This is a genomic window from Photobacterium sp. WH77, from assembly GCF_022014395.1.
GTDB lineage: Bacteria > Pseudomonadota > Gammaproteobacteria > Enterobacterales > Vibrionaceae > Photobacterium > Photobacterium arenosum.
The window spans coordinates 49429-68288 of record NZ_JAKLTE010000008.1 but is presented as its reverse complement, the minus strand read 5'-3'; the positions used below and the strand labels follow the sequence as shown (position 1 = coordinate 68288).

Sequence of the window (18860 nt, the reverse complement as noted above, 5' to 3'; positions counted from 1 at the left end):
AGAAGAACGCCACCAAAAAATTGAAAGGACTTTCAGGGAATCACTAGTTATCATTCATAAATTCTATCTGCACATGCAATAAAATGCAACAACCTAATCTATATCTATATCTATAAACCTAGGCTGTTTCTTAACCTGTTTGAAATAAAAACATCTTAAAGAAGGCCTTTCTGTTAACACAGAACTAGTATCAGCTTTGTGAGAAAACCATTTCTGTGGTAGCCATATCGATTATTAAGATTATTAGAATGTCCCCCCTACTCAAACTCAATTTAAAGTAACATACTGCAACTAAACATCCTCAATTAAGTGGGTGAATGCAGATATCTTTACTCACAAGGTTGTTTCGTGATTAGAGAAATAATATCATCTAATACATTATCATTGTTAATAAAAAAGTGACCGCCAGGGAAACTGTGAATTTCTGGCACTTGCGAAAAAACATCTCCCCACTCGGCTAACTCATTATCAGAAATTTCATCATCCATTCCAGAAAGAACTATTGATGACACAGATAGTTTATACTTTTTCTCAGAACAATAATCCTCAACTATACTGTAATCAGATTTAATATAGGGAGTGCACAACTCCATCAACTCTTTGTTGTTAAGGATTTGTTCAGGAAAGCCACCTTTTATTTTCAACTCATTGATAAAATCATTATCGCGAAGATGGCTGATGAGTTTTGCCCTGTTGTTTTTCCATGGTGACTTTGCGGCAGAGAATACAGCTTTCACAGGCATGCATATCTTATGGACATCCAATTTTTTAATTACTTCATAAGCAAGTAGTGCGCCCATACTATGGCCGAATAGAATAAAAGGTTTATCAGTAATACTCTTAATGTCCTGCCAAATATCATCCATATAATCTTGTATGCTCATACACGCAGGTTCAGCCATACGTTGTGCTCTTCCTGGCGGTTGGTACGCCAGTAGCTGAATATGAGCAGGCAGTCTGGCTGCCCATGGGTAAAATACAGACGCACTTCCGCCCGCAAACGGAAAACAAATTAAATTTACTTTGGCGGTGGCGTTAGGTTTATAACAAACAAATCTTCCATTAACACTCATATTATTCTTTATCTTCACCGTTCATAGCTGACTTCATGAGGTTATCATACTCAGTGAAGTCAGGTTAATAAAATACTGTTCTTTTGTGACCATAACACCTATGTAGTTTGAGTTTCATACATTGATAGAATCTGTTTCAGCAGACCCTCAAACATCGTCATAATGCATTCGGATTGCAATAATGATACATAACAAGAATTGTAATCAACCTCAGCATTAATTTGCTTGGAAACTGGGTCAACATTAAGGCTGAGCTTAATTGCATGATGAAATCTATCCGCCGAATATAAACAACGTACATCCATTTCATTATCGTTCTTCCTGCTAGCGATATTTGAAAAATGCATGAAGTTAAACGCAGCATATGTTAACGACTTTTCTCCAACAAGCCCTGCAATATCATCAACTGGGTACAATGCACACATTTCAGCTTGGATCTGCTTTTTTGCCAATTTTTCTATTGCTTGTTCAACAGGCAAGCCTACATTGAGAGTAAGTGGCAAAAATCGCCAGTAAAGACCAACGCCATCGAGCGGGTTGCTTAAACGCTCGGAACGCCCATTTGACACCACATCAACGGTTACCAAAGAGGTATTCAGTACGTTCCCCAGCGCTTTATGATAAGCATAGAGAAAGAGTGTTTTTACCGGTACACCAAGATGACTAGCCACTCTTGATACTTTCTGCCAGCGAAGGGTATCAATAGAACGAGTCACTTTCTGATAACCCGTCGATTGAGTATTGGTTGGTAAATGAGGCATAGGTGAATAGTCACACAATAATTCTGTCCATTGCGACTTAAAAGTGTTATTTGAAGCAGCTTCCAACTCCAAGGCTACGGCTTCTTTAAACACATTGACCACTGACGTATTTTTCGGTTGAATTATGCCTTTTCCATTATTCTCTATTTCTGAGAATAATGCGTTTAACAGTTCAACAAGGCCCCAGCCGTCTTCAATTGCATGGTGCGTGGTCATCATGAAGTCTACTCGAGAGTCATCGTAGCGAAGAATTTTCACTCTCGTATTTGCACTACCTAGCTCAAACTTTTGGACCTGCTCCTGTTTACAAATGGCCAGTGAAAATGCATTTCTTTCCGAATGAGGGATCTGATCAGCATCGTTCACCGATATTTCCACAACATCAGCTGGCATTACCAACTGCCTGTACTCACTGTTGTCACTGCGAATAAAGATAGTCCGAAGCGTAGGATGCTTCTCTAGCATTTCTTTCATAGCATGTGTGACGGCGGAGACGTTAACATGTAAGCCACTGAGGCTAAATAGAACCTGCGGCTGATAGATGCCGATATCAGAGGAAGCTTTATGGTGATGGATCATTAACGCCTGCATACTGCTTACAGGGTAAATATCTTCAGCACCAACCTGGTGAGCCAGGTACCTATCATCAGCAGACAACTTAGTACTTAGCAAGGCCATTGGAGCAGGTTTTAACGTGCTAGAGAGATCATTGCTATTAACACGGACTACCTTTGCTATCTGAGCAACAGTCTGATATTCAAATAACTCCTTGATTGAAAAGTGAAGACCTTGTCTGCTGGATTGCATCACCAGCTTGACTACGCTCATTGAGTCACCACCAATCGCAAAGAAATTATCATGGATTCCAACACGTTCAAGACCCAGTAAGCTTTGCCAGATACTGCAAAGCTTTGATTCAACTTCGTCGCCAGGCTCTACGTAAGCTGCACTTGCAACCTGTATTTCTGTAGCACTAAGCAACCGTTGGCGGTCGACTTTACCATTTACTGTCAACGGTATCTCAGGAATAACTGCGTAGTGAGCCGGAATCATGTAATCGGGTAACAGGGTCAGAAGAAAAGATCTTATACTCGATGCTATTTCTTGGGTTTCCTTCGATGTATTCACAATAAATGCGATAAGTTGAGGCTCACCTATACCATGAGATTTCAGCAATACAACGCAATCTTTTACCAGTTTACTGCGTAAAATAACCTGCTCAATTTCGCCTAACTCAATACGATAACCTCTTAACTTGGTCTGATGATCCATTCTCCCCAAGTATTCAAGTTCTCCATCATGAATTCGCCGCACCAAATCACCGCTTCGATAAACTCGTCCTTTCCCCTCAGAGAAAGGATCAGGTATAAATCGCTGCACGGTTAATTCTGGTAAATGTAAATACCCTGTAGTCACCCCATCGCCACCGACATACAATTCTCCAACTGCACCTTGTGGAAGTAGCCTACCCTGATCGTCACATACATAGGTATATAGATCAGATAATGACTTGCCAATAATACTCGCTGAACGTTCCATGTCGCTATGTCGGATAACACGATGCGTAACATGCACAGTCGTTTCTGTAATACCATACATGTTCACCAGTTGCGGTGTTTCATCACCGTATGTCTCTATCCAGGGCTGTAGTTTTTTCAGCTTAAGGGCCTCACCCCCAAAGATCACGTACCTCAGACAGAAGTTTCGAATACCGGCTTTGACCGCTTCTGTAGAAAATAGATTAAAGGCAGATGGTGTCTGGCTGAGTACAGTAACCTGTTTTGTGCTCACCAGTTGCACCATTGCCTCAGCCGATTTCACGATTTCATCAGGCACAATCACCAAGCGTCCTCCTTTCAGTAGGGCCCCCCATATCTCCCATACCGAAAAATCGAAAGCATAAGAATGAAAAAGCGTCCAAGTATCACGGTAAGAAAATTCAAAATATTCTGCGCAAGCCCGAAACAATCTAAGAACATTATGGTGGCTGACTGCTACTCCTTTAGGCTCCCCTGTTGAACCTGATGTATAAATCACATAGGCCGTATCATCCCCAGTCACTTCAGTTTCTTTTAAGTCGAACACTTGAGAACAAAACGAACTCTCCTCCAGTACTTTATCCACGTCAATCACTGACAGCACAACACCCAGAAGAGCATCAGAGTACTCATCATGAGTCAGCAAATATGAAAGCTTTGCATTATTTATAATATACTTTATACGATTTAAAGGATTAACTGGGTCAATAGGAACATAGCTTGCCCCGATTTTAAGGACAGCCAACAGAGTAATGACTTGTTCCATAGAGCGATGTAACAGTAAACCAACGAAATTGCCTCGCTGCACACCACAATGACTCAAATAAACAGCCATCTGATTGACTTTATTGTTCAGCTCCCGGTATGTCAGTTTCTTATCGCCAAATTCAAGCGAAACACGCTCAGGATACCGGCTAACTTGCGCTTCAAACGCCGCTGGCAACGAAGAATACGGTATTTGTTCAGACTGAAAGATATCGCGGGTTATCAAATCCTGATGATCTCTCGCTGATAGCCAAGTCAGCGCTGTCATTGGTTGCTCTGACTTAGTTATCCATTGATCTAGTACGTGGATATAAAGCTTACTCCAACTCTCGATAGTTTCTTTGTCAAATAGCCGGGATGCAAAGTTCATTGTCCCTTGTAAGCTGCCTGGCGATGCTTGCCAATGCATACTCAAATCAAACTTCGCTGAGTTAAGGCCCGATATATCTCTCTGCTCCCCCTCAGGTATATTCGCTGTGTTTCTCTCTTGCTGCTGTTCCAAAGTAAACATTACCTGGAATATAGGATGTCTTGAAGGATCACGAGGAATTTGTAAAACATCCAGAAGCTTTTCAAATGGCAGGTTCTGCTGAGATTTAGCCTGTACGACATTATTATGAACCTGATGAATAAACTCAGAACCCTTGCATGTCTGGTCTACCGATACCCTGATTGGCAGACTGTTAACGAAAAGGCCAACCAGAGACTGAACCTCTGCCATATCCCGCAACTCAGCAGGAATACCAACCACAATGTCTTCCTGTCGACTCAGCACAGACAATGTCAGCATGAATCCACTTAATAATAAAGAATGCAGAGTAACGCCTTCTTGCTGAGCCAGTAAAAGAAGATTTTCAGCCTGTTCCTCAGATAAGTTGATACTGACATTATTACCAGTGTAATCGATTTGAGAAGGACGTTGGTGATCGGTTGGCAATTCCAGTTGGGTGAGATTTTTTAGGGCATCAAACCAGAACGCTTGAGATACTGCATACCGTTCCTTTTTCTCTTGCTGACGCTGCCAGTAAGCATAGTCACCATAGTTTATGGTTAGTTCTGGAGCATGCCATATTTGATGCGCTTTAATCGCCTGATAACACGACATAAATTCATTGATAAAAATATCAACAGACCAACCGTCAATGGCGATGTGGTGCCAAAGAAAAAAGACATAGCAACCGTCGGGACTATCGATCAATGATACTCGAAGCGGAATTTCCTTTGAGAGTACAAAAGGAATCGCAGACTGCTTCTCAGTATACTCTCTGATTTCCTGTTGGCTTTCACAATGATGGCAAACAAGCTCAGGGGCGGCCTCTACTATTTGCTGATACGTGTTTCCATTCTCATCAATGTTAAACACTGAGTGCAACACTGCATGACGCTTAACTACAATATTGAGCACCTGCTGAAGACAGTTTACACCCACATCTTCATCCAGCATCAATAAATATGGCACGTTATAAGCGCTTCCCGCGGCACCATAAGCATCTAGAAACAGCATTCGTTCCTGTGCGTATGAGAGGGGGTATTTTGACATACCCAACGGCATGATTACCGCAGATAACTTGGCAAGTGGCTGCAAATGAGGAATAATTTCCGCAATGGTAGGATAAGAGAACATTAATCCTATAGTGGCTTCCAATTGCAAGTCTTCTTTTATCTTGGCCAGCACACGTATGGCATGTAGTGAATGCCCGCCAATATAGAAAAAATTATCCGTTAAGCCGATCGACTTAATCCCAAGAACCGATTGCCAAATCTGAGCAAGGCTAATTTCAAGATCAGTTTGAGGTAAGTGATGTGATTGGCTTTCCGTCACTTCTGGTATAGGTAATGCCTGCTTGTCCAGCTTACCGTTTATCGTTAATGGCAGTAATTTCATCACTACATAGTATTGCGGCAGCATATACACAGGCAATTTCTCTGCCACCCACGCAGCCAACGAGCCAGACTCCAAAATACAACCCGGCTTTGGCACCACGTATGCCACTATGGCCGGCTCATTCGCCACAGTCTGTAATATGACAGTCGTATCAGCAACCTGTGGCAACTCTGCCAATACTGCCCTGATCTCAGCCAATTCGATACGATGCCCACGAATTTTTACCTGTCCGTCAGTACGCCCCAGATACTCAAGGTTTCCATCTGGCAGCCACCGAACCCAGTCACCGGTTTTATATATTCGTGTCCAGCCATTTTCCTTCTCAGCCAATGTTGCGTAAGGATCGGGTAAAAAACGCTCGCAGGTCAACTCAGGTCGATTTACGTAACCTTGCGCGACACCTGCTCCGCCAATATAAAGTTCCCCGACCGTACCGACTGGAACAGGCAGCAATTGTTTATCAAGTACATAACAGATTTCATTGTCCGTGGGTTTCCCGATTGGTATCACTGACCACTCCGGATTTATTGCGGTGACATGCAAAGCAGTGCTGGCTACGGTTGTTTCCGTCGGACCATACGAATTAATCAGAACAACGCCCTGCTTAAGCAGGCCTGCTGCATGCTCAGGCAAGATTTTATCCACCCCTGTCAGTACGCGTTTCAAATGCAGTTGACCAGTATTTTCTTCTAACCACCTCGACAGTGCCCCGATATAAAACGGTGGAACATAGGCAGATTCAATAGAATGATCCTGTAAGTAATCGAAATAGCGTTGCTGATCTGAACGAGTATCATCGTTCAGAATATGCAATGTACTGCCATTAAGCAGGGATGAGAATATTTCAACCACCGAGATATCAAACACATAGTTTGTCCAGCAACAACACCTTGCGTAACTGGTATTGAAATGTTCACTGTTAAGTAAGTTCAATACGCTTGATGAGGTAACTTTAACCCCTTTCGGTTTTCCCGTTGTACCTGATGTATATATGACATATGCCAAATCACTCTCTGTTACTTGTCTATGGTGTGGATATTTTTCACTTTGCGCTGATTGTTCCAGAGTCAGTAACGAATAGCTGCCGGGATCTTGCAGGCATTTTACTAATTTCGTTTTCAAAGCCGGCTGTGTCAGCAGAACAGGTGACTGAATATCTGATACAATAAATCCAACTCTGTCATCCGGGTAAGACGGTGAGATTGGCACATAGACACCGCCTGCTTTTAACACTGCCAGCATCGCAATAACCATTTCAATGCCACGGTCATAAAAAAGCCCAACCATGGTTCCCGCCTCAAAGGGTTGACCACATTGTTGTTGATACTGTTCAGATATCAAGCATGCGAGTTGATTTGCTTTTTCATCTAACGTCTTATACGTTATTACTTTATTACCGAACACCAATGCGATATGTTCTGGAGAACGAGCCACCTGACGTTCAAATAAATCACTCAAGCTATCAGAAACTACTTTGGAACGCGTTCCATACTGCCAATCTCTTAGTCTTTTTTGGTCTTCAATAGTTAATCTTGATAAATGATGAAATGGATGTTGAGCTGACACTTTGCTCATCTCATTGACCATCATTCCTAAATATTGATGTAATTGCTGAAAAACAACCTTGCTGACTGACTGCTTATGTGCTTGCAATGAAAGAATAAAACGGTCCTGATGCCGAACAACATTCAGCGTCAGGGGAATATCATTTTTATCATACCCCTGCCCCTTCTGAAGAATCCGTTTATCTTGGCTGACTTCATCGTAAACATGGAAATGGGTGTAGTTAAACGAGATGTTTAAAGTGACATTTGTTTTTAATGAAGATTCCTTTATTTTGGTGTAAGGAATTCGTTTGTGTCGCAAAACTCTGTCTTTCTCATATGAATAACTTTTTAACCAGTCAGCGATGGTACCCATGTTCGATGAAATTTGGGGTCTGAAGGGCAAAACATTCAGGAAAACGCCTAACATTTTATCGCCACCAGGTATTTCCAGCCTGTTATTAGCAATCAATCCAATAACAGTATCATCACAGTTTTGTATTTTAGAAATTGTATGGTGATAAATAGCCAAAAAGAGAGTATCAACTGAAATATTCAATGTTGAAGACAATGTTAGTATCGCGCTACTTTCGGCATCAGAAAGCTCATAGACCGCTTTGTCCAGTTCAGAGTGTTGTGGACAATCCTGCGACACAATAGGGAAATCCGGCATCTCATAGCCAGCTAAATACTGTTTCCAGAAAGACACTGACTCTTCATCCGACATGGCAGCCAATTCCGACTCAGCATACATTCCCATTGGCGGATTTGACACTAGCTCAGTGACGCAATGACTGCTATAAATATTCAGTAGTTCGGTCACTAAACTTGCCAAACTCCAGCCATCTAAAATGACGTGATGGATAGCCAGGTTTAATTCAAAGCCGCCTGTTGTTATGTCGCTAATAATACAGCGGAGCAGTTGAGGCTGAGTCGTATCAAATGGCTTATCATGTTGCGTATCAAGTAATGTGCTCCAGTCTTGAGATTCAACAATGTCTATCACGAGGTCAACATGCTGATGAACCACACCGATATACCCATGTTCATCATCTTCAATAAACGCAGTTCGTAACGTTTCATGACGGTGTATCAGGTCAAAAAGTGTTTTTCTGAACCGTTTGTAATCAAATGGGATATTGATGGAATAACGGAAAACATCATGGTAAACACCTCGGCTTAATGACGATTCCAATAACATAACTTGCTGAAGCTGTGTTGCTGGATAAGCATCAGTCAAATTATCTGAAATATTATTAATCAAATTTTTCTTTTTATCATCTGAAAGAAGACTAAACGCTTGATAGTCGCTTTTCACATCTGATTGATTAACACCACTTGTAATGCCTGAAATCGTGGGGTTTGCGTAGAAAACATTTAATGGCAACTGTAGCCCTATTAATGAAAGACGACCCAACAGTCGTATTGCAAGAATAGAATCACCGCCAACCTGAAAGAAATTATCTTGAATACCGACTCGATTTACTCCAAGCACTGACTGCCATATTTCACAAAGCTGCTTTTCCAGATTGTCTCGGGGTGGATGAAATTGATCCGGTGCACTAAAACACGGCTCGGGTAATGCTACCCTATCGAGCTTACCATTTACCGTCAATGGAATCGCATTTAACACATTTATACTCGCTGGCTGCATGTATTCTGGTAGACTCTGATTTAGCGCATCTGCGATTTTCTGAGCGATAAACACGCAACCGTCTTCCATCACAACGTAAGCAGCCAAAACTTGTTTTCCAGCTCGCTGAAGTGCAATAACGACTGATAATTTTATACCATCAATGGCTAATAATGCCTGCTCAACTTCACCCAACTCAATACGGTGGCCCCGAATTTTAACTTGGTGGTCATTACGCCCCACATAAGCCAACTCACCATTGGGTAGCCAGCGGGCCAAATCCCCAGTCTTATACAACCTACCGTATTGAGAAGTATCAATAAAACGCTCACGCGTTAAGCTATCACGATTCAAGTATCCCCTTGCCAGGCCTCCTCCACCAATGAAAAGTTCGCCTACCGCATTAATGGGCAAAGGTCTTCCTCTTTCATCAAGAACATGGGCTGTCATATCAGAAAGTGGTTTTCCAATTAATGACTGAGCAGTTAAATCTTGTCGGGAAAGTGATTTATAAGTCACATGAACTGTGGTTTCCGTAATACCATACATGTTGATGAGTTTGGGCACTTCATCACCAAATCTATTCCACCAGGGTTTCAGCTGATGAATATTTAATTTATCCCCACCAAAAATAACATAGCGTAACGATGGAAAAACAATCGACTCTGACAGCACAACATCCGAGAAAGCATAGAATGCTTCCGGTGTTTGATTCAATACAGTAATTTCTTCCTGTGCGCAAAGCTGAGCCAGGCGCGAAAAGTCTCGAATACACGCTTTCTCAGGAATGACCAGTCGCCCGCCAAATAACAGGGCGCCAAAGATTTCCCACACACTAAAATCAAAAGAAAAAGAGTGATACAGCAACCAGGTATCACTCTCATTAAACTTAAAGCCTTCCTCACTGGCAGAAAATAGTCGTAAGACATTACAGTGCGTCTGCATAACACCTTTAGGTTTCCCAGTAGTGCCAGATGTATATATAACATAAGCCAGATCTTGTGGATCGTTTATAATATTAAGTTTACTGGGAGAAGAAGTTGCTAATAAAGCGGGCAAACAAACGGTCTGAATTACTGGTTGCTGGTGCGTCTTACCAAGTACAAAGTCCATTTTTCCAATGTACTCCTCCTGCGTGAGAAGCATAACAGGCTTGGCATCGTCTACAATAAACTGAACTCTGTCGTCCGGTGACTCTGGAGTTAATGGTAAATAAGCCCCCCCTGCCTTTAAAATAGCTAAGAGACTAAGCACCATTTCAAACGAACGGTCCATATACACCGCAATTAACGTATCCGGTGAAAGATGTTTTCCTGCCAATTGCTGATAACGAGTCCTAATTTGCTGTGCTAACTGATCTGACGTCTGATCGAGCTGAGCATAAGTAAGCTTGGCTTCAGCCATTTGAAGAGCAATACGATGAGGAAAACATTCTGCTTGGTGCTCAAAAGCCTGGCAAAGAGTGGAATGTGACAGCGTCACTGATGATTGCCGATTCCAAAAGTCAATTGAGTGCTGATCAGCAGCCGATAGTAAATTGTATTCAGCGAGCGAGCGATATTGGCTTTGTAGCATGTTCTTAAGAACTTGTTGATACAGAGCCACCAGACGGGTCACCGTTTCCTTGTTAAACAAAGCTTTTGCAAAAACTATGCTGCCTGTAAGCTGATTATCCGTATTTTGCACGGAAACATGCAGATCAAATTTTGCGGGATGATAGGCTTTCGTAGGATCATCTTCACTGGGCACAAAATCAAAAGGAAGATCATCTACAAAAGTACCGTCGAATGAATGAAAGGCAAACATTACCTGAAACAACGGGTGCTGCGACAAATCCCGTTCCACAGCCAATTCATCGACTATACATTCAAATGGCACTTCCTGATGTTTTCTTGCATTAAGGACAAGTTGATGAACGTGATGAATCAGCTCAGCGGTCGTCCAGGCTTTATCAAGCTCTAATCTCAGGGGTAACGCATTTACAAAGTACCCGATCAATGCCTGAGTGTCAGTTGTAGGACGGTTTTCTGCAGGTGTTCCCACCACCACATCACGCTGGCCAGATAAACACTCCAATGAAACGTACAATGCAGACAACAAAATGGTATACAAAGTGGTTTCCTGTTCTCTGGCAAGCTGCTTTAACTGCTCTGTCAGCATTTCGCTCAGGCTAAAGTCAACATGATCACCTTCTGACTTGAATTGCACTGGACGCGTATAATCCAAGGGTAAACACAGAGTTTCAGCATCGGCTAATACTGATTTCCAGTACGCTAAACTTTCAGCATTTTTATCTGCGATACTTCCTGATCGTTGCTGACGGGCAAAGTCAGCATAACCTGAAGTCAATTCTGGTAAAGCAGCCTCTCTGCCCTCAGACAGCGCCGTATAGAAAGCTTTCAGTTCATGAAGAAAAATATTCTGAGACCAGCCATCAAAAGCAATGTGGTGCCAGATAAAAAGTAAATATTCATCACTTTCACAATGAAAGTGATGACAGCGAAATGGCGGCTCCTCATTCAGAGCAAAAGGACGCAAAACGGCTTGCTGTACTCTTTCTTTCAGCAGATCTGCGCTTTCAACAGACTGCGAAGACATAGAGATAGGTTCCTGCAGTAACCGCATTGTTGAATGCTCACCCACCTGGTAAACAGCATTGAGTAATTTGTGCCTTTCCACCACATGATCCAAAGCTGCTTTAATTCTGCTAACACTCGCCCCACGCTTCACGCTAACAAACAATGGCATATGATATGCTGCAGCACCCGCATCTAAATGCTCAATAAACAGTAACTGCTCCTGCCCATACGAAACGGGAGTAGGCTGTAAATCTGACCATTGCTCAAAGTCTGCCTGAGAGAAAATACCTTGCTCTGCAAGATAAGCTGTAATTTGAGGCTTTAATGATCGCAGTTGTGTCACCAGCGTCTGATCCGGCTGTTGACCTCGCATTGCCAGTTTAATTTCATCACGATCAAGCCAGATAGCCATGTTGTGATTAATGATCTGCTGAATAAGTAAATACATAGCTTATAGTCCAATAATCTCTGTTGGCGTGGAATGAGTGTCTGCTTCATGGCGTTGTTCTATACCCCGCGGTTGGCAGTGGCTAATACGCTCAGCGAGTAAAGCAACAGATTTACACTCAAAGAACTCAGCAATCGTCAGGGTGGAATTAAAAGACTGATTACATAAAGCAACAAGACGTGCAGCCTGGAGAGAATCTCCACCAATACGGAAGTAGTTATCGAAGATACCAACTTTAGGTCTGTTTAAGACTTGCTGCCAAAGTTCGCATAACTGGGTTTCGATAGGTGTTCGTGGAGAAACATGGGTAATTTCGTCATCGAACCTGGGTTCCGGTAAACACTTTATATCCAGCTTGCCATTACTATTAACCGGTAATGACGCAACACAACTATAGCTAGCCGGTAACATATATTCTGGCAGCTTGGTGCTAAGCATTGCTTCAATGCTGTCTCGTTCAAATTGGCAATGCATTTTCATTACAACATAGGCCAGCAACATAGGTCGTGATTGATAACTTCCTAAAATAACCGCCGCCTGTTCTATTTGATCAATACCAATCAAAGCACTTTGAATTTCGCCCAACTCAATCCGTAAACCTCGGATTTTAATTTGATCATCATTTCGACCAAGAAACTCAAGATGACCAGATGGTAACCAGCGAGCCAGATCACCCGTTTTATAAATACGTTCTTCCGGCATATCACCAGGAAGAAAAGGATTCCGGATAAAACGCTCGTTAGTCAGCGTCGTTTGATTAAAGTAGCCTCTCGCCAAACCACAACCACCAATATACAGTTCACCTTGCGAGCCTACTGGAACAGGATTACCCAACACATCCAGCACATAACAACGCTCACCGGAGAGCGGCTTACCTATGACTGCCTGATGCAAAGGGTCAGCCTCACTTAACGTGCTCCAAATACAGGTTTCAGTCGGACCGTAAACTTGGAATACCTGGCCAAAAAGCCTTTTCAGCGAACTGAATAACTGACCTGAACTACTCTCTCCTCCACAAAGCACTTGTATATGGCTGGTTGGATAATCAATCGATACTTCAGAAAGAAAACGCTGCCATAACGACGGCGTATTCTGAATAAAGTTAATTTCCTGATGTCTGCTCCTCAATTCATCATGTGCATGCTCAATATCAGACAATACCAAATGGCCGCCAGAGACCAGAGCGAGCCCCAGCTCAAGACCAAAGATATCAAAGGTGTAATTTGTCAGACTCAGTACGTGCTTAATTTCCCATCCCAATTTTTCACGCACAGCTGCAAGTAAATGCCACCATGCCTGATGTTCAAGCATGACACCTTTGGGTTCACCCGTTGTTCCCGATGTATACATGATATAAGCCAGATCCTGTGCTTTCACTGCATAATTGAGATTATGATCAGGCAAGGCTTCAAGACTATTATCACCCGAAACCACAAGCGTCACTGGAGGAGATACCAGACCCGTAAGAAGGTCAGAAAACTGATGAGCTAAATGTGGTTCTGTCAGAACAATGGAGCAAGTACAATCCTGCACCATATGTCGGATTCTAGCAGGGGGCATAGTCGTAGAAAGCGGAACAAATGCACCTCCTGCTTTCAACGTGGCCAGTATAGCCACCACCATGTCTGTACCGCGCTCAATATAAAGTCCTACAGGTGTATCTGCCTGCATGGGTGCTTTATGCTGTGCTTCATAACAATTACGTATTTTTCTTGCCAGACGATTTGCCAGGCTATTGAGCTGGCTGTATGTAATTGTTTTGCCCTGGTAAGTAACAGCATCTGCATCAGGCGTATCGCTTACCTGGGCTTCAAACTGCTGATGCAGCGGTATGTGTGAACAAGCAGTTGCGGGTGTGCTACTCCAGGTCGAAAGTAACATCTGACGTTCTTCTGTCGTGAGGGTGTTAATATCTCCGGTACGTCGACTGGGGTTGTCACACATCTCTTGGAGCACCCGTTGGTAAATACGGGCAATGCGGCAAACAGTCTCTTGCTCAAACAAATACGATGCGTAGTTCAATGTACCTTGTACAGATTGTCCATTGTCGATTAGCTGTAAATTCACATCGTATTTAGCCGGAGAATACAACGCTTGCAGCATTTCTGGTTTAACGGACCGTAATACACCGTTTTCTTGCTGATCTTCCGATGCATGCTGCAAGCTGAACATAACTTGAAAGACAGGATGTCGCGCTGCTTCCCTTGGCACATTAAGTACCTCCACAATGCGCTCAAATGGCAAAGCTTGATGTTTTTTAGCTAACAGCAGTGCTTTCTGAACTGACGCTACCATTGAAACAATACTTTGCTTTGCTGATATAGACACACGAATCGGCAACACATTGATAAAACAGCCAATCATGTCCTGTGTTTGAGGGTGATCACGATTGTCAGAGGGAACACCAATCACAACATCACTCTGGCCAGTAAGTTTTGCCAGTGATAATTGAAAAGCAGACAATAAGAACGTATGCAGTGTTACACCCAACTGTTGGGCTCTTTCTCGGACACTTTCCACCAGAGTTGATGACAATGTAAACGGTATATTCTGACCGCAATAATTCGCTTTCTGTGGCCTTTTATAATCATGTGGCAGATTTAATGTTTCTGCCCCTTCCAGATACGTTCGCCAGAAACGTTCCAACTGTTGCCCCGTCTCACCAACAAGTGACCCTCGTTGCCATCTGGCATAATCAGAATAGTCTACTATTGCGGGCTGCAGTTGGCTGTTATCAGTATCGTGTTGATGATACACATTCTCAACATCCTGCTTCAGCACGTCGTACGACCAGCCGTCGAAGCAAATGTGATGAAAAACGACTAACAGATAATACTGTCCGCAAACATTAATACTATGCAGCCGAGCCGGTGGCTCTGACTCCAGCCGGAAAGGCTGTTGGATTGCATGCTCCACGCAAGCACGCAGCCCCGCTTGATCAACCTGCTCTTCAGTCACAGGCAATTCGCCAGATGCAAGAAAGGATTTCGCGCCCAGATCCGTCATTTCAAATCCCTGCAATAAAACTGTATGTTTAAGGGCTACAGTCTGAAATGCGCGAATCAATTTTTTCCTATCGGTTTGCGGCGACAAATGGAAAAGATGAGGAATGTGGAAACTGGTGTTTCCCTGCTCTAGTTCATGAATGAAATACAACCTTTCTTGCGCATAAGACAGGACAGGTACTTGACTTTTACCGGCTGAAATAATGGGCTGGAAAGATTCACTTGAAAGCACTTTCACCAGCTTCGACACCGTTCTTTCCCTGAATAACGTATCCAGACTAAAGTGATAACCTAGCTCTCGTGACACTAGGGCCTGCAGTTTTATCGCAGTAATTGAATTGCCCCCCAGCGTGAAATAGTCATCGTCAACTCCGACACACTCTGCTCCAAGTGCATTTTGCCAGAGCCGGCACAGACTGGCTTCCAGCTCGGTACGCGGACCCCGTTTATTTTCAAACTTTATATCAGGGGTTGGCAAAGCGTTACGATCCACTTTCCCGCTCAGGCTCAATGGGATAGACGTCAGTGTAATATAGCGTGCGGGAAGCATGTAGTAAGGTAAGCGCTCAGAGAGAAAATGCTCCAACACAGACTCTTTAACATTATGAGTTTGAGCACTGACAACATAAGCAATCAGGTATTTATTACCGCTTTGTTCTGCCAAAACAACAACGGCCTGATCAATAGATTCATGAGAGGTCAATACAGATTCGATCTCATTTAATTCGATCCGAAATCCTCTCAGCTTAATCTGACGGTCAACACGACCAAGGTACTGGATAGCTCCATTGTCTAAACGCTTGACAAGATCGCCTGTCCGATACCATAGCTCGCTTTTGGCAATATATGGGTGTTCTATAATAGGGGAAGTGAAAGCTTCTGCCGTGAGTGCTGGATCGTCATAGTATCCTCTGGCAATGCCTTTCCCTGCCAGATACAACTCGCCGGGTACGCCATCAGGTAACAGGTTACCAGCCGGGTCAAGAATATAACACTGTCCCCCCTTGATCGCCTGGCCAATAACATTCAGTGTCTCCGGGGTGACTTGTCCACCTGTGGCATAGATAGCAGCTTCTGTAGGGCCATAATAATTATATAGACTGTAGTTTTCAGCCCAGTACCGACAAGCGACAGGATCACAAGGTTCACCAGCAAAAATAATCCTGCGAAGTGATGAATAACGACGCTTTGGCATGAGGCCCAATATTGCAGGAGGTAAGAATGCGTAATGGATATCCTGCTCATCAAGATAACAGGACAGAGCTTCGATATCTTTCCTTTCTCTGTCTTGCAGAATATGCAACTCTCCTCCCCAGCCCAATGTGTTGAATATTTCTGATACAGATACATCAAAGGTATAATCACTGAAAAACGTTACCCGATTGTGCGAAGAATTAATATCGTATACATCATGAAGGGCCTGAATAGTATTTAGAGCCTGACGATGCTCAAGCATCACTCCCTTTGGTTTACCGGTAGTACCTGATGTATAAATGACGTAACTTAAGTTACTTGGGCTGACTATCGGCAAATACCCTTCAGTTTCATATTTATCATCAATAACGATTGGCTGACTGAGGTTAATACACTGAATATCCTGCTCAATATTTTTCCAAAATTCATTTTTAACAGAGAGACAACTTTCATCACTGAATAAAAGTAAGGGAGCTTGAGTATGCGTTAGTAATTGAGCAATTCGTTTTTCGGGGGCTTGCGGAGAAATGGGCACATAAGCTCCACCAGCTTTCAATACGGCCAGTATCGCAACAATCATGTCTTCATTTCGCTCAAGCAACAACGACACCAAGGTTTCTGGCGGCATAGATAGCCCATAACGTTTAAAATACGATACTCTGATGTGCCGCGCTAATTTGGTCGACTGTGTATCAAGCGCACAATAGCTTAACTGGCGATCACCACAAACAACGGCGATTTTCTCTGGTGCATGCTGTATTACCTCATCTACCAGACCATGTAATGTTCCTGAATAATATCCAGCGTCATCATCAAGAGCATTATTGATTTTTGTTATTTTGTTCTCTCGATCAGACTTGGTTAACAGGCTGATCGACTGATGTTCAACTGCCGGATTTTCTGAGATCTGCGCTAAAACCACAGCAACCTGAGCAAGAAGCCGTTCCGCTTTTTCAGATGAAATCCAACTGTGGTTGAAATACAGTGTCAATAATAATTTCTGTTCAATTTCTTGCGCGATCAGAGTTAATGGCACATCATTTTTTATTCTTGCATCACGAAACCGAAAACTGGTTTCAATTGAGTCTGCGCACAGTTCATGACTCAATGCTGGTACAGGGTAATTTTCAAAAACAAATAAACTATGAAAAAGTTTACCTTCACTTCCCTGCAATGATGCTAACGGCACCGCACTGTATGTATTGAGGCTGGCAATGTTTTTCTGAAGGCGTTGAAGCACATTTCCTGCTGTTTCTGCGCTCTCCCAATCGACAGACAAGGGTAAAGTGTTAATAAATAATCCAACACTATTTTCAATACCACTTACTGGAATATCCCGCCCCGATACCGTGGTTCCGACAATGGTTTGCTCGTCACGAGTATAGACTTGTAATACTTTATGCCAGCCAAATTGTACGGCGGCATTGAGTGTCACCCCTTGCTGACGACACATAGCTTTCAAGGATTGATAAGCTTCACCGCTAATGCGAAAAGTCACTAAGGCGGGCTGTTCAATCTGACAAGGAGCAGTTAAATCAATCGGTTTATCCAGCAACACGTTGATATCATTTGTATGTTTCCAGCGTTCTTTCTCCACCTTCCAGTAAGACTCAGCTTTGGGCAACATTTTACGCCAGTAAGCCTGCGTATCTATATAAGCGGTTTCAGCCTTAACTTCAGTGAAGTTAGCAAGACGTAATTGTTGATAAATACGATGAACTTCCTGTAATAAAACAGGGCCACTCCAGCCATCAGCAATCGCATGATGCTGAGTCCTCATTACAGTAAAATGTTGCTCGCTCTGTTTGATCACAGTAAAACGCAGCAAACCTGGTTGCGACAAGTCGAAGCGTTTACGTTGATCCTCACTTTGCAGCCCTTGAATGCTTTTCCCTCTCTCTGCCTCTGTAAGATGAGACAAGTCAAGCACGGTGAAATGACGGTCAGTGATACTCGCCGCCGATGTGATTATTTGCACCGGAGATTCTTGCCAATCAAAAGCTATGCGTAAAGCGGGATACGTCAAAGAAGCATAACGCCACGCCTGTTTATAACACTTAATATCCAGAGCGAGATGGTAATCAATCAGGATCTGCGTCTGGTAAGCATCATCATCTGGCTGCCGAAGCGAATGATAAATGAATCCTTGTTGCAATCCGGTTGCCGGAAATATCGCCTCAATTTTGTTTTTCTGCACATGCTGACTATCTTCTTCAGGGTCACTTTGAAACTCAACGCGTACCATCAAATCTTGATACGCTTTTTTATTCGTGATCCCTTGACTGTTCAGCCAGCTAACCAGATCACTCTTATTGTCGGTCAGCGTTTCAACCCACTGAGGCGAAATCTGCTCCTCAAAACTGAGCTCAAGATCTGCGCCATCAGCCCATATTGCAATGCCCTGCGCTGTGAGTTCTTTCAATAGTTCAATCATG

Annotated in this window: 3 protein-coding genes; all 3 read right to left on the bottom strand. The window is 43.1% G+C overall.

The genetic code is table 11. From position 1 onward, the window contains the following. Positions 1 to 329: 329 nt before the first annotated feature. Positions 330 to 1073 carry a thioesterase II family protein gene (locus L6J37_RS10440; RefSeq protein WP_237795004.1) on the bottom strand — a complete coding sequence of 248 codons (744 nt, stop codon included), beginning with the start codon at positions 1071 to 1073 and terminating at the stop codon, positions 330 to 332. Between the two features lie 98 nt (positions 1074 to 1171). After that, positions 1172 to 12226, bottom strand: a complete 11055-nt coding sequence (locus tag L6J37_RS10435) for a non-ribosomal peptide synthetase (protein WP_237795002.1) — start codon at positions 12224 to 12226, stop codon at positions 1172 to 1174. Between the two features lie 3 nt (positions 12227 to 12229). Continuing rightward, positions 12230 to 18859: a non-ribosomal peptide synthetase gene (locus tag L6J37_RS10430; RefSeq protein ID WP_237795001.1), complete on the bottom strand. Its 6630-nt coding sequence runs from the start codon at positions 18857 to 18859 to the stop codon at positions 12230 to 12232. Between the last annotated feature and the right edge of the window lies 1 nt (position 18860).